The sequence below is a fragment of the Haloterrigena gelatinilytica genome (genome assembly GCF_013342145.1).
Lineage (GTDB): Archaea > Halobacteriota > Halobacteria > Halobacteriales > Natrialbaceae > Haloterrigena > Haloterrigena gelatinilytica.
The window spans coordinates 1,307,049-1,325,835 of the sequence record NZ_JABUQZ010000001.1 but is presented as its reverse complement, the minus strand read 5'-3'; the positions used below and the strand labels follow the sequence as shown (position 1 = coordinate 1,325,835).

The window sequence follows — 18,787 nt, the reverse complement described above, 5'->3', positions numbered from 1 at the left end:
GGTTACAGTGTCTCCACGTCGAGGATCATCACGACCTCGCCCTCGCCGAGGACGGACGCCCCGCTGATGCCGGGCGCGCCGCTCAGGATCCCCTCGAACGGTTTGATGACGACCTCCTCCTGTCCGACGACGTCCGAACAGCGGATGCAGACCTGACGGACGTCCGTCTTGATCCGGATCACCATGTCGTCGTCGGAGCGCTCGGCGTCGCCGACGTCGAGGGTGTCGTCGAGCGCGATGAGGGGGTACACGCGGTCGTCGTGCGTGATGATCTCCTGGCCCTCGATCGTCTCGATGGCGAGGTCCTCGAGTTCGGAGATCTCGTCGATGTTCTTGATCGGAATGCCGTACGTTTCGTCCCCGATCGTCACGAAGAGCACTCGGACGATCGCCACGCTAACGGGGAGCGTGAGCGTGACGCTCGTGCCCTCGTCGGGCTCGCTCTCGACGTTGATCGTCCCGTCGACGCCGCGAACGACCTCGTTGACGACGTCCATCCCGACGCCGCGACCGCTGACTTCGGTCACCTCGTCGCGCGTCGAGAACCCCGGGTGGAAGATCAGGTCGTAGACTTCGGACTCGTCGAGGACGTCGATCTCCTCCTGGGTCATGATTCCCTTCTCGACGGCCTTCTCCTTGATCCGCTCGACGTCGAGGCCGGCGCCGTCGTCCTCGACGGTGATCGACACGCGGTCGCGTTCGCGCTCACCGGTGAGGCGGATCGTCCCCTCGCGGGGCTTGCCCTTCTCCTCGCGGACCGCCGGCGGCTCGATCCCGTGGTCGACCGCGTTCCGAATGATGTGCATCAGCGGGTCGCTCAGTTCGTTGAGGATCGACCGGTCCATCTCGTTGTCGACGCCCTCCATCTCGAAGTCGATCTCCTTGCCCTGATCGCGCGCGAGGTCGCGGACGACCCGCGGGAAGTTGCCGACGATCTTCTCTAGGGGAACGAGGCGGATCTCGAGGACCGTATCCTGCAGGCTCGAGGTGATCTTACCGTGTTCCTCGAGTTCCTCCTCGGCGGAGACGAGTCCGCTCCCCTTGATGATCTTGCGGAGCTTGATCCGACTCGTGACCATCTCCTCGACCTGGTTGTAGAGGCGGTCGACCTGTTCGACGTCGACGCGGATCGATTCGACTTCCTTGTTGCGTCGCGAGGCGATCGATGCCCCCTCGGAGTTCGATTCGTCGGAGTCGTCGTCGCCGTCCTCGCTTGACGCGTCGGGAGCGGTCTCGACTCCGCTATCGTCCGTCTGCGCGGGCGTCTCGTCGGCCGTCTCCGTCTCGGTCGCGTCGGCGACCGAATCGACGGACACCGATTCGACGTAGCGACTCTCCTCGTAGAACGACGCGATCTCGTCGCCGGCTGCGTCGTCGTCGACCGCCAGTTCGACGTCGAACGTGCCGTCGAACTCGCCGTCCTCGATCGCGTCCCGATCGGGAACGGTGCGGACCAGCTCGAACGCGTCGGCGTCGCCCGTCGCGTCGAGGACGAACATCGCGTCGACGCGTTTGGCGTCGGTCTCGCCCACGTCGACGGTCGCGCGGTAGCGAGATCGGTCGTCGCCGCCCGCGTTGGCGGCGTTTTCAGCGGACTGTCCGGTCGCCGCCCGAGCGCTCTCGCCGTCGATCGAAGCGCGAATCGATTCGATCGTCTCCGCGGGATCGGTCGTCGGCTCGCCGTTCTCGGCGATCTCGTCGACCATCAGCTCGATCTGGTCGACCGCTTCGAAGACGAGATCCATCCGCTCGGAGGTCACCTCGAGCCGGCCGTCCCGGATCTGATCGAGGAGGTCTTCGACGGCGTGTGAGAGCTCGCTGGCCGTGGCGAAGCCCATGATGCCGAAGTTCCCCTTGAGGTTGTGGGCGACCCGGAAGACGGTCTCGATCGCCTCGTTGCCGTCGGGATCGTTCTCGAGGTCGAGCAGGGCGTTGTTCAGCTTCCGGATGTCTTCCTCGCTCTCGTGGACGAAGGTGGTGATGGCGTCGCTCACCCGGACCACCCGTCGAGCGCGTTAACGATTCCTTCGGCGAGCCGTTCCTCCGGCAACACCATGTCGACGTCGCCGGTTTCGACCGCGCGGCCGGGCATGCCGAAGACTCTGGAGGTCTCCTCGTCCTGCGCGATGGTCTTCCCGCCGGCGGCCTTGATCGCGGAGAGTCCGGCCGCGCCGTCGGCGCCCATGCCGGTGAACACCGCCCCCACGAGGGGGCCGGAGACCGCCTCGGCGGCCGACTGCATCGTGACGTCGATCGCGGGTTTGACGTTGTGGATCTTGGGCCCGTCGTCGTGGGCGACCGCGAGCTCGCCGTCGCGATCGGCCGTCACCTCGAGGTGGCGACCGCCCTTTGCGACGACCGCGTCGCCCGCCCCGACCGTGTCGCCGTCCGATGCTTCTCGACACTCGTATGCTGTTCGCTCGTTCAGACGCATTGCAAAACGTCCGGTGTAGTGGTCTGTCATGTGTTGTACGATGAGAACCCGTAACTTCGCTTCTCGCGGCAGTTCTGCGAGCACCCGTTCGAGGACCTGCGGACCGCCGGTCGACGACCCGATGACGACCGTCGATCCGTCCGGGACCCGATCGGCCGGAACCGTCGACTGAACCGGCTCCGCGCCGGCGTCCTGGGTAAGCGTCGTCGGATCGACCGCGGCCGCGGCCCGAACCTTCTCGACGATCTCGTCACGCTGGGACCAGATGTCGACCGAGAGCTGCCCGCTCGGCTTCGCGATGAAGTCGACGGCTCCCCGGTCGAGGGCCTCGAACGTCTCCGACGCCCCGTCGTTCGCTCGAGCGCTGATCACCAGCATCGGCGTCGGTCGCTCGGCCATGACCTCTTCGATCACTTCCAGGCCGTTCTTGTCCGGCATGCTGATGTCGATCGTCGCGACGTCGGGATCCCGCTCTAAGATCGCGCGGACGGCGCTCGTTCCGTCCTCGACCGCCTCGACGACCTCGATTCCGGCCGCCGTGAGAATCTCGGAGAGAATCTCGCGCATGACGCCGGAATCGTCCGCGATAACGGCGCGAACCATCAGGAGACGACATCGTGAATCGCTTCTCGGATCGTGCTGTTCTCGAACGGCTTCATGATGTAGCCGTCGGCTCCGGCCTCGATCGCCGGCTTCATCCGCTCCTGTTGGGTCACGCTCGTACAGAAGATGACCTTGATATCGGGAGCTTTCTCCTTGATCGTGGCCGTCGCCTCGACGCCGTCGATGCCCGGCATCACCATGTCCATCATGATGACGTCGACGTCGTAGGTCTCGACCGCTTCGATCGCTTCCGCTCCGTTTTCGGCCTCCGCGACGACGGAAAACTCCTCCTTGATCGCTTCTTCCAACACTTCCCGCATCACTTCGGAGTTATCGACGATCAGTACCTTCACTGTCATAGTGGTGGCCTTCTAACGACACCCGTATAAAGAATACGGCTAACTAATATGATTTCTTACCATATAGGTTTGGACTCAAATCTCGATACGAGGTTTGAGTTGATATCGTCCCCATATTCGATTACTTAGAACGCGTTTGTCCAGTTATCGGCCTTTCAACAGCCATCGGAGTTATGTAGTATGCGGCAGAACCGTTGACCGAATGGCGCGACTCGCGCGGCTCTGTGTAACCAATCAGAAAGGGGGCGTCGGAAAGACGACAGTGGCGATCACTCTCGCCGGCGCGCTCAGTCAGCGAAACAGGAACGTCCTCTTCGTCGATCTCGATCCCCAAGGCAACGGTACCGAGGGGCTCGGCCTCACCGACGCGTACGACGCGGCTCCGCCGACGTTGTTCGACGCGCTCGTCGACGACTCGTCGGTCTCGTTCGACGAGCTCGTCTGGCACCACGACGAGATGGACGTGCTCCCGAGCAACATCGACATGACGGCCGCCGAAGCGTCGCTGTTGCAACTGGACGACGGCGAACGGCGACTCGCAAAGCTGCTCGACGCCGCGGATTACGGCTACGACTACGTGATCGTCGACTGCCCGCCCCACCTCGGGATGCTCACCGATAACGCGCTGTACGCCGCGCCCAACCTCGTCATTCCGGCGCTGGCCGAATCGACGAGCAAGCGCTCCCTCGAGTTGCTGTTCGACTACACGCGGGCGTTCGAGATGGAACACGACGTGCAGATCGACGCCAAATCGCTGGTCGTCAACCGGATCGAAAACACCGGCGAGGCGACCGAGATGCTCGAGTGGTTCGAGGAGGCCGTCCCCGACGTCCCCACGTTCGAGGTCCGGAAACGCGTCGCCCTCCAGCGGGCGTTCTCGAGCGGCCGGTCGATCTTCGCGGCCGACGAGGAGATCGACATGTGCGAGCGGTTCCGAGCGGTCGCGGCGTCGCTCGACGAGGAGTTTTCCACCACGGAGATGACAGTATGACTGACGAACGAGCAGAACGAATCAAACGGATCCGGAACCGATCCCGATCGCAGGCGACTGCGAACGCGAACAACGGCGACGAAGACGAATCGGCGGCGGACGACGCCGCCGACGCGGACGCCGCGCCCGAGACGGACGATTCCGGGACGAACGACCCCGACTCGAGCGACCCCGAACCGACCGCGACCGACGCCGCCGCCAGCGCCGATCGGTCCGACGACGGCGTCGAAACGGCCGCCGCCGAGTCCGGTTCCGGTGACGTCTCCGAACCGGCTTCCCGCGACGTCCCCGAGCACTCAGGCGATTCGGCCGAGCGAGCGACCGAGTCGACCGGACAGGCGACGCAGCCTCGAGACCGGGCCGCCGAACCGGCCGCACGGACGGGTACTCGCGCGGCGTCCGCCCCGGGACGGGGCGCCGAACCAGAAGCGTACGCCGGCGGGCCGGCCGCCCGCGCCGATCCGGCGACCCGCGCGAACCACTCTCTCACTCCGGCCGCGGAATCGGCAGCCGCGGGCGACGGAGCTGCGGCCGGTCGCGTCCAGCAGTTCGACGCGGCCGACGGAATGGAACCGATCGTGGACGCGACGGCGCTGGAGACCGACACGGCGTCCGGGGACGGGTCGGTCCTCCGGGGTGCGGTCGACGCCGAAGACGGGATGTTCGCCGACGACACCGCGTTGAACCACTCGGCCCGCAGCGACGAGAGCACCGTTCAGGTCCTCGAGTTCTCGCTCAACGACGACCGGTACGCGATCGCGATCGATCGCATCAGCGCGATCGTGGAGATGAAAGAGATCACCCGGTTCCCGCGCGGTCCGGAAGCGATCGACGGCGTCACGGACCTCCGCGGCGAGATCACGGCGGTCGTCGATCCGACGGCCCTGTTGAACGTCGAGCGGAGCGAACCCTCGGACGAGCAGTACATCGTCGTGCTCAACCGCGGCGACGACAAGCAGAAACTCGGCATCAGGGTGACCGACGTCCGTCAGGCCGCGACGTATCACGAGGACCAGATCGACGAGTCTCGAGGCGCCGACGACAACGGCCACGAGTTCGTCGACTCGGTCATCAAGAAACCCAACGGCGATCACACGAGCCTGATCTCGTGGCTGGATATCGACAGCATCATCGAGCGGATCAAGTAACGTCCGCGACCCCGCCGTATCGGCTCGAATATCTACACGCTTTCAGACTTTTAGTCATATTCTTATCATAGATGGATGTCTCCCACATCTGGGTATCACGGGCGTATATTAGCGTTTCGGCCGCTTCTCGGCTATTGATATCCGTATAGCAAAAATATTTAACTTGTTGTATATCAGCCTAGCTACTATGATACGAGAGTGCGGACTACCGACCGGCGCCGCCAGCGTAGTGCCCGACCGACGGCCGTCGACGGGCGACGAGACTCCGACCGACCGACGGCGACCCGCCGGCGGCGAACAGTGACCATGGCGACGAAGTCGCTCCAGTCCGACGCCGACGGAACGCACGTCCTCGAGTTCGATCTCGGTGAGAACCGCTACTGCGTCGAGATCGGCTACATCGCCGAGATCGTCAACTCCGACGAACTGACCGCGATCCCGAACACGCCGGCCCACGTCGAGGGCGTCATGGACCTCCGCGGCGAGACCACCAGGATCGTGAACCTCAAGACGCTTCTCGGGCTCGAGGACGACGGGTTCGGGGATCGGATCATCGTCTTCAAACGCAAACGGGGGGCGCCCGAACGGATCGGCTGGTTCGCCGACGAAGTCCACCAGGTGCAGGCGCTGGCGTCCGACGTCGTCAACACGGCGGTCGACGGGGACGGGATCGCCGGCGTCATCCGACGAGAAGACGAGTTCGTCGTCTGGGTCGATCCGACCGCGATCAGGATCTGACGCGGACCCGAGCGCATTCGAGACCGACTCCCGTGACGGAGCTGACTCCATGACACACACCGACGATTTCGACCGCCTCCTTTCGCACATCGAATCCCGGTACGGATTCGCGACGAGTTACTACGCCGATCGGTATCTCCGCCGCCGGATCCGATCCCGGCTGTCGAGAAACGGTCTCGAGCGAGACGCCTACAGCAGCTACCTCTCGTTGCTCGAGGCCGACGACGGCGCCGAGCGGACGGCGTTGCTCGATACGCTGAGCGTCAACGTCACGTCGTTCTTCCGCGACACCTCCGTCTGGGACGAGCTTCGAGGCGTCCTCGAGACGCTCCAGGAACGGCGGGACCGACCGCTTTCGGCGTGGAGCGTTCCCTGCTCCGACGGTCGCGAGCCGTACTCGCTGGCGATGCTCGCTCGGGAAAGTGCCGGGATTTCGTCCCACCGCCTCTCCATTCGCGCCAGCGACATCGACGAAAACGCGCTCGAACGGGCGCGAAACGGCGTCTACGAACAGCAACGAACGTCCAACCTCGAGACGGAGTTGTCGTATCTCGACGCGTACCGCTCCTACCTCGACTGTCCGGGCGACCGGGACGACGGGGAGGCCTACCGAGTGGGCTCCTCGATCAAGCGGATGGTCGACTTCGACCGGTTCGATCTGATCACCGATTCGATCGGATCGACCTACGATCTGGTGCTCTGTCGGAACTTCTTCATCTACGTCGACGACCGCCACCACCGAACCGTGCTCGAGAAGCTCGCCGACGCGATCCGTCCGGGCGGCTATCTGGTTATCGGCAAGTCGGAATCGCTGACGCGGAACATCGAGAACGCGTTCGAGCCGGCCGATAGGGCGTCGCGGATCTACCGGCGGCAGTGATCGCCGGCGGAGACGACCGCCGAACGGAGCGCGACGTCGTCCGTTCGCTCGCTATCGATCGGGATGATTGATGTGTCTCGCACGCGTCGACAGCGATATGTCCACGCCGACCGACGTTCTGGTGCTCCGGAAGGGAACTCACGGCATGCCGATCGAACGGTACGCGGACGCGCTCCGCGACCGGCTGCCCGACGGCACCGTCGACCTCGCCCGCACGCCGACGGCGGAGCGCGACCGGATTCGAGACGCCCGCTTCGTCACCGGGATGACCCTCGAGGACGAACTGCTCGAGGCCGCCGAGAACCTCGAGGTCTTCGCCTGCGCCTACGCGGGGACCGGCCACCTTCCCCTCGAGGAACTCGAGGAGCGCGGCGTCGCCGTGACGAACGCCTCGGGCGTCCACGGACCCAACATCGGCGAACACGTGCTGGGCGCGATTCTCCGCTTTACCCGCCGGTTCCACGTCGGCGCGCGCCAGCAGCGCCGTCGGAAGTGGCGCCACTACCAGGCCGAGGAACTGCAGGGGTCGACGGTGACGATCGTCGGACTGGGCGCGATCGGCGAGTCGGTCGCCGACCGCCTCAAGCCCTTCGGCGTCGAGACGATCGGCGTCCGGTACACGCCCGAGAAGGGCGGCCCGACCGACGAGGTGGTCGGCTTCGAGGGCGAGGGCTTCGAGGACGCACTGGCGCGGACCGACTATCTGGTGCTCGCGTGTCCGCTCACGGAGACCACGCGCGGGCTGATCGACCGCGAGGCGTTCGTGACGATGGATCCCGGCGCGGTCCTCGTCAACGTCGCCCGCGGGCCGGTCGTCGACACCGACGCGCTCGTCGAGGCGCTGCGTTCGAACTGGATCCGCGGCGCGTCGCTCGACGTCACCGATCCCGAACCGCTGCCGGAGGACCACCCGCTGTGGACCTTCGAGAACGTCCAGATCACGCCCCACAACGCCGGACACACCCCCGAGTACTACGAGCGACTCGCCGATATCGTGGCCGAGAACGCTCGCCGGTTCGCCGACGATCCCGACGCGGACCTCGAGAATCAGGTCCGTCCCTGAACGCCGTCCGGTCCCGTTAACCGGAGGATTCGACTGCAGTTTTTTCACGGCACCGCACCAACTTCCGGTATGGAACCAGCAGTCGCCCGTCGATCCCGCGGTCGGAGCGCTCGCGATCGAACGGAACCGCTGTCCCGAGCGGGTTGGGGCCGAACGAACCGAAACCGAACGGACCGAACTCGAGCGGAGGGTGACCGATGACGCTCTCGTTCGACGGACCGATCCTCGTCCCCGTCGCGACCCCCGAAGACGGCGAGCGAACGGCCGCGGCGCTCGCCCCGTACCTCGCCGACTCGAGTCGGGCGATCGTCGTCAACGTGATCGAGAAGGCCGGCGGCGCGCCCGACAAGGCCGGCATGGAACAGCGCGAGGAGTACGCCGAGGAGATCTTCGGCCGCGCGCGCGGGCCGCTCGAGGCGACCGACGCGACCGTCGAGACGGCGGTCCTCTACGGCACCGACGTCGTCGAGCGGATCTTCGCCGAAGCGGAGGACCGCGAGGTCGACGCCGTCGTCTTCGCGGCTCGAAAGGGGAACCGGCTTGCGGAGCTACTGACCGGCGACGTGGCGCGACGGCTGGTCAAGGAGGCGTCAGTTCCGGTGGTCGCGCTACCGCTCGAGTCGTCTTCGGAGAAGTCGTGAGTCGTGTGGCTCGATCGTTAGCGTCCTGAACGCGCGGTACTCGACGGTTCGTCGCCGCGTAGCGCGTTTTTCTCGAGCCTTCCGAGATTACGACGTCGACGTTCCGGCGGCACGACCGCGGGCTGCGCCGTTCGCGTTCCGCTCGGCTTCGCTTTCGGCGTCCGGCTCCGCGTCGATATCGTCCGCTCGAGCGAGCAACTGCTCGCCGCGCTCGGTCAGCGCGACGGTGTTCGAATCGATATCGAACGCGACGGCTCCGACGTCCGCCAGCTTCGGCACGTGGCTGTGTCGGAGCGTGATCGCGACGCGTCGCCGCGTCCCGAACAGGGCGTCGCCGCAACTGGCCAGCGCGCCGCCGTCGTCCGCGTCGTCCTCGAGCACGAGGTGGTCCGCGAGGTCGGGCAGCGAGACGGACTCCGCGTCGCGGTCGTCCAGATATCGGAGGACGGCCCGGCGACGCCGATCCGCGAGCGCGTCGAACTGCGAGCCGTCGCCGGCGGGCTCGCCGGTAACGGGGGTCAGCGACTCGGGATCGGAGATGACTGGGAGCATATCCGTCGTAAGGGTCGTCCCTACTTGTGCCCCCCGCCAAATCAGTCAGGTATGCTCGCGAACGGACTGATCGAAAATCGGTGGCCGACGGCGGCGAGCGCCCTCAGCAGTTAGATATAGCCCTGCTCGAGCAGGAGTTCGCCGTTCAGCACGCTGGCGCCCGCGGCGCCGCGGATGGTGTTGTGCGCGAGGCAGTTGTACTGGAGCCCGAAGGGCGTCTCCTGGAGGCCGCCCGCGGCGATGGCCATCCCGTCGCCGAGCGTGCGGTCCATCCGGGGCTGGGGCCGGTCGGGTTCCTCGAAGACGTGGATGAGCGGGTCGGGCGAGGAGCGCAGGTCCAGCGAGGGGTACTCGCGCATGGCCTCGGCGGCCGCGTCGACGGTCAGTTCCTCTTCGGTCTCGACCCAGACGTTCTCGAGGTGGCCGTCGATGGTCGGGATGCGGTTACAGGAGGCCGAGACCGCCATGCCGTTGTGGCTCAGTTCGGCGCCGTCGAACTCGCCGAGGAGCTTGCGGGACTCGGTCTCGAGTTTGTCCTCCTCGCTGCCGATGTAGGGGATGGCGTTGTCGATGATCTCCATCGAACTGACGCCGTCGTAGCCCGCGCCGGAGACGGCCTGCAGCGTCGAGACGTGGACCTTCTCGAGGCCGAACTCCGCGAGGGCGGCCAGCGTGGGGACGAAGGTGATCGTCGAGCAGTTGGGGTTCTTGACCATCGCGCCGTCCCAGCCGCGCTCGTCGCGCTGGACCTCGAGCAGGTCGATGTGTTCGGGGTTGACCTCCGGGATCACGAGCGGGATGTCGTCGTCCATTCGGCCGTTCGAGGAGTTCGAGGAGACGACGTAGCCCGCCTCGCAGAACGGCGGCTCGACCTCCGCGCCGACGCTCGAGGGGAGCGACGAGAAGATCAGGTCGACGTCGTCGGGGACTTCGTCGGGATCGGTCGCCGTGACGGTCATGTCGGCGACGTCGTCGGGGATGGGGCTGTTAACGCGCCACTTCGCGGCCTGCCGGTAGCTCTTGCCGGCGCTGGAGTCGCTGGCGGTCAGTGCTGCGATCTCGAACTCCGGGTGAGGGTCGAGAAGCTGGATTAGTCGCTGTCCGACGGCACCGGTCGCGCCGAGGACGCCTACTCGTACTGCCATTTTCCCGCACTCAGTTGCGTGTCCGCAAAACCGTTTGGGTTTTCGTCGCACGAGCGGCGCCCGCTCGACGCGGCGCATAGAAGACGTTAAGAAAACGGAGTGAAATTGATTCACCGATGCACACGCAACACGTTCGATTCGACTCGGACGCGGGGTGGTCCCGATGACGAGTTCGACCGCGAACTCGAGCGGCATCGGCCCGTTCGACGGCCTGTTCCAGACCGGGGCCGCAGTCGTCTCGGTGATCCTGTTTCTCGTCGCCGTCGTCTTCGCCTGGACGGGATTTCAGGGGATGGAACTGTTCGTCGTCGGCACGGAGATGAACATCGTCACCGGCGCGGTCGGCTTCATGCTGACCATGTTCTTCGCCATCGGCGCGCTCATCGTCGCCCTCTTCATGGACTCCGGCTTCGACCACTGACCGTTCTGCCGACTCGAACTCGACCCCGACCCCGACGCGCCGTCCGTTCGTCGACGGCTCTCCCGCTCACCTCTGACGCTACCCGTCACTATCAGTCGCGATACCGGTGGCTCACGGCCGCGAAACCCGAGAGAAAACGCTCTGATTACGCTGCGGCCGCCTGCGAACTCTTCTTGCGGGTGACGTAGCCCGCGATGCGGTTGCGAACGCCCTTGGATTCGACGTTCGTGAGCTTCTCGACGCTTTCCTTGTTCTGCTCGAAGTCGGTCGTGAACGCGTCCGGGTACCGTTCCAGGAGGATGGTCCCCGTCTTCTTGACGTAGGCCGGTTTGATTGCCATATTGGCCCTTCCGTCTAGAGGCTCTTATAACGCACCATTTTCGCTAGTGGGTGATCACGTGGATTGTCACGCGTAGCCGGCGGTCTCGCGACCCCGAAGCGGTTCGGCGGTCGCTCGAGGGACTCGCTTCCCGAGACGATCCGACGGTGGGTTTAAAAGAAAAGGGGCGGCAAACGGCGGCGATGGGACTGCACTTCAAGGAAGCGACGAGCGTATACCGGAAAACGCTCCCGTACGTTCTCCTCCAGTTCGGAATCGGCGTCTTGTTCGCGCTCTTCGGCGTGATATATCTCGGCCTCGTCGGCTGGTTGGCGCTCAGAGTCGTCGCCGGCGACGGCGGCCTGAGTCTGCTCGCCGTCGCGGGCGTGATGATCGTCGGACTCGTCACGTTCGCGGCGGTCTGGCGGCTGATACAGCGGTACCTGCTGTACATGGTCAAGGCCGGTCACGTCGCCGTGATCGCACACGTCGTCGAGGAGGGCGAAGCGCCGGACAACCAGATCAGATACGGCGTGAATCAGGTTCGGGAGTACTTCCTCTCCGCGACGGGGCTGTTCGGGGTCAGCACGCTGGTCGATGCGGTGCTCAAGCAGTTCACCCGCGCGACGGCGCGGCTCAAGGAACTGATTCCCGTTCCGATCCCGCAGCAACTCGAGACGCTGCTCGCGATCGTCCAGAAGTCGATCGTGCTGGCGGTCCGGTACCTCGATAACGCGATCATCGCTTACATGTTCGTCGACGGGAACGAGAACCGCTGGCAGTCGGCTCGAGAGGGGCTCGTCCTCTACGCCCAGGCCTGGAAGACGGTGCTCGGCTCGACGCTGGTTATCGTCGGCGGAATGTACGCCCTGTCGTTCGTGCTGTTGACGCTGCTGGCACCGGTCTCGGCGGCGCTGGACGTCCTGCCGACGGCGCTCGAGGCGATCTCGTGGCTGATCGTCGCCGGACTGGTCGCGATCGTCCACACCGGGTTGGTCAAGCCGTGGGTGAAGACGGTCGTGATCACGACGTTCCTCGTCGAGCAGCGCGAGCGGACGCCCGACGAAGAAACGGAACACGCACTCACGGACCGCTCCGAAAAGTTCCGCGAGATCGTCGTGAAAGCCGAGAACGACGAACCGATCGACGAGGACCGTCAAGGGAGCAACGGTACGGCCGAGACTCCGGGTGATACTACGGCGTAGGGTCGCTCTCGATCGCGACCGCTCGTCGCACCGTCGGCATCACCACGACGAATGCTCGCGTACGCGCTCGAGCGCCTCGCGCTCGCGCGGACCGCCCGCGCGGTCGACGACCGAAGCGTAGTACTCGAGGCGCTCCCGGAGGTCCTCGTCGTCGTAGCCGGCGACGCCCAGCCGCGAGGCGGCGACGGTGGCCTCGACGACGGCGCCGAACCCGCGGTCGATCGTCGGCACCGCCGTCGATTCGACGGCGGCCTCGACGGGCCGAAGGGTCCACCGTTCCCACTCGGTCCCCTCGTCGACGCCCGTCTCGAGCGACTCGACGGCGACGCGGGCCCACGCGCTCGCAGCGTCGGGAACCGGCGCTTCGCGCTCCACGATCGAGAGCGCGGCGTCGGCGAAGAGGACGGGATCGTCGACGAACAGCACGTACCCCTCGCCCTGTCGGCGGAAGTTCCCGCGGGTGCGGGTGGACCCCCACGTGCGCGCGGTGACGAGATTGGAGCCCTCGCTCGAGTCGCCCTCGGGATCCTCGTTCGCGACGTCGCTCCGCTCCGGCGCGAACAGGCCGAGCGCGGCGAGGTTCCACAGCCCGTTCGGCCCGCGCGTGGCGACGACGGTCTCGGTGACCCCCGACAGCGAGACGGGCCACGCGACGGAGTCGACGTCCTCGCCGCTCGTCTCGAGCGCGTCCGACCCCGACTCGTCGCCGGTCATACGTCGACCGCCTCGCGCTCGAGGGCGACGAACAGCCCCGCGGCCGCGATGTCGGCGGTCGTCCCCGGGTTGACGCCGCGGGCGACGAGCTCCTCTGCGAAGGCCTCCACCGCGTCGGGGTCGGTCTCGAGTGCCTCGCGCTCGAGTAACTCGGCCGCGCGGTCGGTGACCTCCCGCGCGACGGCCTCGCCGCTGCGGTTCGCGACGAGCGTGTCCGGCCGTTCGGCGAGCAGCGAGAGAAAGACGGCCGCGGTGCGGTCACCCAGCGGGCCCTCGGCCGCGGCGAGGCGTTCGGCGGCCCGGAAGGAGCGTTCGAAGCCCTCGACCCACTCGCGCGCGACGTCGTCGCCCGGGACGCTCCGGCTCATGACGTCCAGTAGCGTCAGCCCTCGGTCCTCGACGGCCGGGACGGCGTCGCTCCCGCGGCGGACGTCCAGGGGCTCCATGTCCGCGGGCGGATCGCCGACGAAGACGTCGACGTGGTCGAACGCCCGGTAGAAGTTCGCCGCGTCGGCGACGGTGGTGTCCTCGCAGACGGCCTCGACGACGGGCGCGGAGAGGTCCTCGCGGGCCGCGCGGACGAGCGGAACGAGCAACAGCAGCGAGCCGAACTGGGTGTTGCCGCCGCGCTGGCCGGCCATCCCCGCCACGGCGCGTTCGAAGGCAGCGCCGACCGCGCCGCCGTTCGCCGCTATCTCGAGGCCGTCGCGGGCGCCGACGGCCCCCGCGAGGAAGTGTTCGAATCGCAGGTCCTCGAGGTCGCGGCGCCGGTCGACGTTGCCCGGTTTGGGCGTGCCGGCGACCTCGAGGAGGAGCGCCAGTTGTGCGTTCGCCGCTGGCGTTCTGGCTGTCATGGCTTCAGGTACGGTCCGGTCGGGTTTAGGCGTGTGTTTCTTCGAACGGCGGTTCGATTCGGATCGCGGCCCGCGGCCGGAGCGGAGCCGTCTCGGTTTGCGGCCTTACCGGATACGGTCGATCCTTGAAACGGAATTCAGACACCCGCATCAGTCACCCGTCCTGCGAACGGAACGCCGCGACACTTCTCGGCTCTCAGCGGTGGTGACTCTCCTCTGTTGTCACGCCGCGAACAGGATCTTTAAACAGTTGAGTACCCAAGCAGCGGAAGTATTGACCACACATCATTTACGTAATGACACGATGGACACGTCCTGCACGACCGACCCCGAGTCGCTTACCGTTCTCTTCGAACTGTTGGCTGATCGCCGCCGTCGATACGCGCTGTACTACCTGCAGACGGCGTCCGACGATGTTGTGGGGTTCGATGCGGTCGTGACACAACTCGCTAACTGGGAGACGCGACTCGAGACCGAGCCCACGAACGATCACAGGGAGGAAATCGAAATCGCACTTCACCACGAGCATCTTCCGAAGCTGGAAGATCACGATATTATCGACTACGACTCGGAGAGCGAGACGATCCGGTACCGGGACGGGTTCCCGAAGCGGACGTGGCTCGAGCAGGCGAGAACTGAAGAGTTCGAGACGGGAGAGCGGCGTGAGTCGAGAACGGACGAAGAGACCGTAACTACCGCACTGACATCGACACTGAAAGACGCCTACGACGCCGATGTCGAACTCGCGCGTTCATTCAGCTGCGACACCGGGCCATCCTATCCGGACTGGGACGTGACGATTGCCGAAGTGAATCGACCGGCGGAAGACACGTGAAAGGAGAACGTAGGCGCGAACTGAGAAACGCCGTCCGGAACGGAATGGAGATGAGGTGACCGGTAACGGGTCCCTCATCGTACCACGGTGGGTGCCTGTAGGGTAGATGGTGTGGTCTTTCTCGCTGGGTCGGACGGATCATCCCGACCCGTTCGTTGCTCCGTTACGGACGGCCGTAGCTATTATACCGTCTGAATCCGGTGGAGACGCGACTGGTCGTATTCGCTCTCGAGAATCGTCTGTTCCCGCAGTAGTTCCTATCTGAGACTTCGATCCGATTGCTGATCCCGGTTCGGTCTCCGTCAGTGGGTTATCGAGTCCGCGTTCGCCGTCGGCGCCGACATCGGCGGCTCAGTCACGGTCTGCTCTCTGACTTCGATCGTCCGCTGAACACCGCTTCGAAGGCGGCTCACCGCTTCGTGATGCTGCGCCTTCCGCCGATGGATCTCCGTCGGGCCGACGTTATACTCGTCGTATGCGGTAAACGCTCCGACGGGGACGGGTCCCGACTCGCCGAGATACCACCGCAACTCGACGAACAGTGCGTGCAGATGGATAAACTCGCTTTTCCGCATGATACCAATGCCTGACGCCGTCACAGGCCGTAAGTCGACTACCTCAGCACTCCGGTGGGACGGGACCCGGAAACCGAGCGTCACCCGTCGTTCCCGTCGTCGAACGCCGCGGTGAGAAGCTTCCGAAGCCCGACCTGCAGATGTTGGTGAAACGTCGACGATGAGATGTCGAGCGTGTCTGCGATCTCGTTCCCCGTCGATCGCCGCGGGTGCTCGAAGTACCCCGCAAAATAGGCCGCCTGCAGCACCTCTCGCTGTTTCTCGGTGAGCTGATCGGCGACGGCGTGTCGGAACCCCCGCTCGGTCGTGAGCGGCCGATCGCGGTGCCGTTTGGTCACGACCTCCGAGTCGGGAAACGTCGTTTGAAACGCGTCGACGGCAGCTCGCACATCCGCAGTCTGCGGTAACTCCACGGTTACGGTTCCAGTACCGTCCGCGATACGCGCGGCCGTGACCGTCGCTCCGTACTCCGCGAACGTTTCCGCGACCGTCGGCCCCGCGAATACGAACTCCACGAGTGCGTCCCCCTCACGTTCCTCCACGACGCGCACGTGATCGATGTTCGGAGACCGTTCGGCACGCTCGACTACCGCCTCCGGCGGGACGCCGATCGCCGTGACGTAGACGAGATAATCCCCGTCGGACTGCGTGATCACCTGTTCGAGCGCGAACGTGACGTCGATATCGGCCGTCACGGCGAAGAAAAAGTGCTCGGGATCGCGGACTCGAACCTCCAGTTCGACGACTTCGTCGGTAACGAGCGCCTCCTTGCGCTCCGTTGCCGCGATCACGAACCCGATCCGTCTTCCGGCCTCCGCGAGCATCGTCTGGTGCCGGTCGGTAACCGCAGCCGACCCGTCGGCGTACGCCACGAGTACGCCGTAACACGTGTCCTCGTACTCGAGCGGAACCGCCAGCGCCGAGTCGAGCCCTCGGTCCCGTAGCTGCCGGTGGAAACGGTCGACGACCGACGCGTCGTCTCCGAACTGACACGCCGCCGGCTGTCCGGTATCGACCGCGCGACTCGGGAACTCCGGCCGTATCGACGCAGTCTGACCCGGATCGGTATCGGTCGCCAGCCGGATCGTCTCGTCGCTGATACCGGCCCACACCGTCGGCGTCGGTCGCTGATCCGTTACCGGTCGGTTGCTGATCCAGGCCGCGTCGTAGAACGCGGACCCGGCGACCCGGTCACAGACCGTTTGCTCGATCCGAGAACGGGTCGGTTCCGCTATCACTGCTCCGAGAAGGTCGGAAACGAAGTCCTTGTACTGGTTCTCCCGCTCGAGCGTCGTGATCTGCCGGCGCTGTTCGAGCCGGACTTTCAGCCAGCGGCCCAGCAGCGCGTGGAACCGTTTTTCTTCCCTCGAGACCGGTCGTTCCCGGAATTGCGAGTTGACGAAGAAGAGGATCCGATTACGGTCTCCGTCGACCTCGACGTAGGTGCCGATCGGGGCCTGCAACCCGAACTCCGTGAGGACGGTGACGTCCTCGGACCCGTTCTCATCGAGCAGGTCATCGGCGACGGTTCCGCTGTCGATAGCAGTTTCGCAGTAGGTCTCCGAGAGCGGGAGTTCGGCACCGGGCTCGAAGTACTCGTGGTCGCCGTTCGTCCGGTCGATTTCGAATCGTCCGGTTTCGCGATCGGCGTGTGCAACCACTCCGAGGTCGCGATCGAACTGGTCGCAACCGAGATCGAACAGCAGCTGTAGGCGTTCCTCGAACGATTCGTCCGACTCGTCCGATCCGGCCGTGATGGTGTTCAGATCGCGGAGGAACCGAACCTGCTCTCGAAGCGCGCGCTTCGCCTCGGTGGCCTCGACTAACCCCTCGAGCAGCCGGTCCGTATCCGGTCTCTGATCGCGATCGCGCTCCGAAACCTCCGCCGGCGACGCGGAGTAGAAGACGTTCCGGCTGATCGTCTCCTCGTAGATGACGTGGGGATGGGTCTCGAGAACGTCACGGATCACTGCGTCGGAGAATCGGTCGTGGTCGTACTGGCACAGCGTGATCGCCTCCTGTCCGTGAAGCAGGTCGTTCACCCGCGTCTCGTACTCCATAACGTCATCGACCGCCGTATCGCTCCGTCCGATCCAGTTCATTTCGGCGGTTACACGGAGCGCGTCGTGATCGGAGACGCCCTTCTCGAGGGCGTCGGCGAAAAACGCGAGCGTCTCGTCGGGGTCAAACGTCCCATCCGGAAGATAGATCTCTTCGAGGGAGCGAACGACCAGTTGGCCCCTATCGATCGCGTCGGCCGCGTCCAGCCCGGCCGCGTCGAGTTCGTCTACCACGTCGGTTCGCTCGTTCTCACTGGCGATGTAGAGGCAGCGTTCGCCCCGCTCGAGCCCCTGTTCGAGGAACGGAATCACGGCGGCGAACTGCTGTTCACGAGACTCGTAGATCAGGGAGAGATGTTCGGTCGAGGCGTGCTCGCCGAGCGGTTCGACGGGCCCCTGAAATTCGGGCCGCGACGATAACGCACCGAGTCTGCTCGCTCGGGCGGCTCTAGTACGATGGTCCACGGTTCGAAACCGGGCTTTTGCGCGGTAACATGTTCTCTCTCCTACTCGCTCTCGCGCTCGTACTTCGACGGAGAGGCCTAAAAGCATAGGCATTAGATGGACTGGCGACTATCAAATCCGGCCGCGATTGTATGTTCCGAAGCCGAGGGCTCGGAACGCGGTCGCGGGTCAGCCGAACTCGTCGGTGACGTCCGTTCCGAACCCGTCGAACGGACGAACGTCTTCCCGCCGCGTGCCGAGATCGATCACGCTACGTCACCGAACACGGATCCGTACCCGTTCCCACAGCGGTCGTGATAGAACACCGGATCGGATGACGCCGAGTACGAATCCGATCAGCCGGCTTTCGTAACGATAAGCCGCTCGGAGTCACGGATCTGTACAGTATAGTGGGACTCGTCGTGAAGACCGAGTTCGATCGTGACGACGACATCAGAAGCGTCAGTCGTGAGCCGATCGAGCGCTTCCGGATCGATGTGATCGGAGAGCTGCACCCCACATTCGGCCGGCAACGCGGTGGGGTCGGTGTTCTCGAGGGCCGCGATGGCGCGCACGATCGCGAGGCTGGGTGGTGTCCCAGCCTCGTATGCACACGTGATCTTGGCGTCGTCGGACATTAGGGAACCGTCCACACGAATCGGTGTGAAACCGGTCGACCATAGTTCCGGTACTGTAGGCACGGCTCGCAGTACGGAGGACACACTGCCATCGACCAGATACGATGGCTGCTGTCGGAGGACAGTGAAATCCCACCCGCGTATACCGGATTAATCCGGTAGGGAAGT

The 18,787-nt window shown here is 65.2% G+C and carries 20 protein-coding genes; 9 read left to right on the top strand and 11 right to left on the bottom strand.

What is annotated here, in order from left to right:
* Positions 1-2: 2 nt before the first annotated feature.
* Genes cheA through HTZ84_RS06735 form a run of 3 tightly spaced genes read right to left on the bottom strand, consistent with a single transcriptional unit; the run spans position 3 to position 3,396 of the window.
* On the bottom strand, positions 3-2,003 hold the full coding sequence (gene cheA, locus HTZ84_RS06745; protein ID WP_174679972.1) for a chemotaxis protein CheA: 2,001 nt from the start codon (positions 2,001-2,003) through the stop codon (positions 3-5).
* Positions 1,991-3,037 (bottom strand): chemotaxis-specific protein-glutamate methyltransferase CheB, encoded by a 1,047-nt coding sequence (gene cheB, locus HTZ84_RS06740; protein WP_174679971.1) that lies wholly within the window; start codon positions 3,035-3,037, stop codon positions 1,991-1,993. The genes cheA and cheB overlap by 13 nt, the downstream gene beginning before the upstream one ends.
* Complete coding sequence (locus HTZ84_RS06735; RefSeq protein WP_174679970.1) at positions 3,037-3,396, bottom strand: response regulator; 360 nt, start codon at positions 3,394-3,396, stop codon at positions 3,037-3,039. The genes cheB and HTZ84_RS06735 overlap by 1 nt, the downstream gene beginning before the upstream one ends.
* 202 nt (positions 3,397-3,598) lie before the next feature.
* On the opposite strand from HTZ84_RS06735, the gene HTZ84_RS06730 reads away from it, so the two are divergent.
* The 6 genes from HTZ84_RS06730 to HTZ84_RS06705 all read left to right on the top strand — a co-directional run bounded on the left by HTZ84_RS06730 (position 3,599) and on the right by HTZ84_RS06705 (position 8,857).
* Positions 3,599-4,387 (top strand): ParA family protein, encoded by a 789-nt coding sequence (locus HTZ84_RS06730; RefSeq protein WP_174679969.1) that lies wholly within the window; start codon positions 3,599-3,601, stop codon positions 4,385-4,387.
* Positions 4,384-5,535 (top strand): chemotaxis protein CheW, encoded by a 1,152-nt coding sequence (locus tag HTZ84_RS06725; protein ID WP_174679968.1) that lies wholly within the window; start codon positions 4,384-4,386, stop codon positions 5,533-5,535. Before HTZ84_RS06730 ends, HTZ84_RS06725 begins: the two co-directional genes overlap by 4 nt.
* Positions 5,536-5,841: 306 nt before the next feature.
* Positions 5,842-6,273 carry a chemotaxis protein CheW gene (locus HTZ84_RS06720; RefSeq protein WP_008895231.1) on the top strand — a complete coding sequence of 144 codons (432 nt, stop codon included), beginning with the start codon at positions 5,842-5,844 and terminating at the stop codon, positions 6,271-6,273.
* Between the two features lie 49 nt (positions 6,274-6,322).
* Positions 6,323-7,153 (top strand): CheR family methyltransferase, encoded by an 831-nt coding sequence (locus HTZ84_RS06715; protein WP_174679967.1) that lies wholly within the window; start codon positions 6,323-6,325, stop codon positions 7,151-7,153.
* A 97-nt stretch (positions 7,154-7,250) separates the two neighbouring features.
* Positions 7,251-8,216, top strand: a complete 966-nt coding sequence (locus tag HTZ84_RS06710; RefSeq protein WP_254611719.1) for a D-2-hydroxyacid dehydrogenase — start codon at positions 7,251-7,253, stop codon at positions 8,214-8,216.
* Between the two features lie 197 nt (positions 8,217-8,413).
* Positions 8,414-8,857 carry a universal stress protein gene (locus tag HTZ84_RS06705; protein WP_174679965.1) on the top strand — a complete coding sequence of 148 codons (444 nt, stop codon included), beginning with the start codon at positions 8,414-8,416 and terminating at the stop codon, positions 8,855-8,857.
* A gap of 87 nt (positions 8,858-8,944) precedes the next feature.
* On the opposite strand, the gene HTZ84_RS06700 is transcribed toward HTZ84_RS06705, so the two are convergent.
* Positions 8,945-9,409: a DUF7344 domain-containing protein gene (locus HTZ84_RS06700; RefSeq protein ID WP_174679964.1), complete on the bottom strand. Its 465-nt coding sequence runs from the start codon at positions 9,407-9,409 to the stop codon at positions 8,945-8,947.
* Between the two features lie 110 nt (positions 9,410-9,519).
* Positions 9,520-10,554 (bottom strand): aspartate-semialdehyde dehydrogenase, encoded by a 1,035-nt coding sequence (gene asd, locus HTZ84_RS06695; protein WP_174679963.1) that lies wholly within the window; start codon positions 10,552-10,554, stop codon positions 9,520-9,522.
* Positions 10,555-10,717: 163 nt separating this feature from the next.
* Here asd and HTZ84_RS06690 point away from each other — a divergent pair, with 163 nt between their 5' ends.
* A complete protein-coding gene (locus HTZ84_RS06690) occupies positions 10,718-10,975 on the top strand; it encodes a hypothetical protein (RefSeq protein ID WP_174679962.1) in 258 nt (85 codons plus the stop codon).
* A gap of 145 nt (positions 10,976-11,120) precedes the next feature.
* On the opposite strand, the gene HTZ84_RS06685 is transcribed toward HTZ84_RS06690, so the two are convergent.
* Positions 11,121-11,315 (bottom strand): 30S ribosomal protein S17e, encoded by a 195-nt coding sequence (locus tag HTZ84_RS06685; protein WP_008895224.1) that lies wholly within the window; start codon positions 11,313-11,315, stop codon positions 11,121-11,123.
* A 182-nt stretch (positions 11,316-11,497) separates the two neighbouring features.
* On the opposite strand from HTZ84_RS06685, the gene HTZ84_RS06680 reads away from it, so the two are divergent.
* Complete coding sequence (locus HTZ84_RS06680; RefSeq protein ID WP_174679961.1) at positions 11,498-12,499, top strand: hypothetical protein; 1,002 nt, start codon at positions 11,498-11,500, stop codon at positions 12,497-12,499.
* A 39-nt stretch (positions 12,500-12,538) separates the two neighbouring features.
* Here HTZ84_RS06680 and HTZ84_RS06675 read toward each other — a convergent pair whose 3' ends face one another.
* Together HTZ84_RS06675 and HTZ84_RS06670 are read right to left on the bottom strand one after the other, a co-directional pair.
* The gene (locus tag HTZ84_RS06675) at positions 12,539-13,213 is read right to left on the bottom strand and encodes a DUF447 domain-containing protein (protein ID WP_174679960.1); all 675 of its coding nucleotides are present in this window, start codon (positions 13,211-13,213) and stop codon (positions 12,539-12,541) included.
* The gene (locus tag HTZ84_RS06670) at positions 13,210-14,067 is read right to left on the bottom strand and encodes a triphosphoribosyl-dephospho-CoA synthase (RefSeq protein ID WP_174679959.1); all 858 of its coding nucleotides are present in this window, start codon (positions 14,065-14,067) and stop codon (positions 13,210-13,212) included. Before HTZ84_RS06670 ends, HTZ84_RS06675 begins: the two co-directional genes overlap by 4 nt.
* Before the next feature lie 202 nt (positions 14,068-14,269).
* Between HTZ84_RS06670 and HTZ84_RS06665 the strand changes: the two genes are divergently transcribed.
* The gene (locus HTZ84_RS06665; RefSeq protein ID WP_174679958.1) at positions 14,270-14,902 is read left to right on the top strand and encodes a DUF7344 domain-containing protein; all 633 of its coding nucleotides are present in this window, start codon (positions 14,270-14,272) and stop codon (positions 14,900-14,902) included.
* A 302-nt stretch (positions 14,903-15,204) separates the two neighbouring features.
* Here the strand turns inward: HTZ84_RS06665 and HTZ84_RS23190 are convergent, their stop codons facing one another.
* The 3 genes from HTZ84_RS23190 to HTZ84_RS06650 form a co-directional block, all read right to left on the bottom strand.
* Positions 15,205-15,477, bottom strand: a complete 273-nt coding sequence (locus tag HTZ84_RS23190) for a UPF0058 family protein (RefSeq protein WP_394353295.1) — start codon at positions 15,475-15,477, stop codon at positions 15,205-15,207.
* 80 nt (positions 15,478-15,557) lie between these two features.
* Positions 15,558-18,002, bottom strand: a complete 2,445-nt coding sequence (locus tag HTZ84_RS06655; RefSeq protein ID WP_174679956.1) for an MEDS domain-containing protein — start codon at positions 18,000-18,002, stop codon at positions 15,558-15,560.
* A 335-nt stretch (positions 18,003-18,337) separates the two neighbouring features.
* Positions 18,338-18,619, bottom strand: coding sequence for a HalOD1 output domain-containing protein (locus HTZ84_RS06650; RefSeq protein WP_174679955.1), 282 nt, complete (start codon positions 18,617-18,619; stop codon positions 18,338-18,340).
* Positions 18,620-18,787 lie beyond the last annotated feature (168 nt).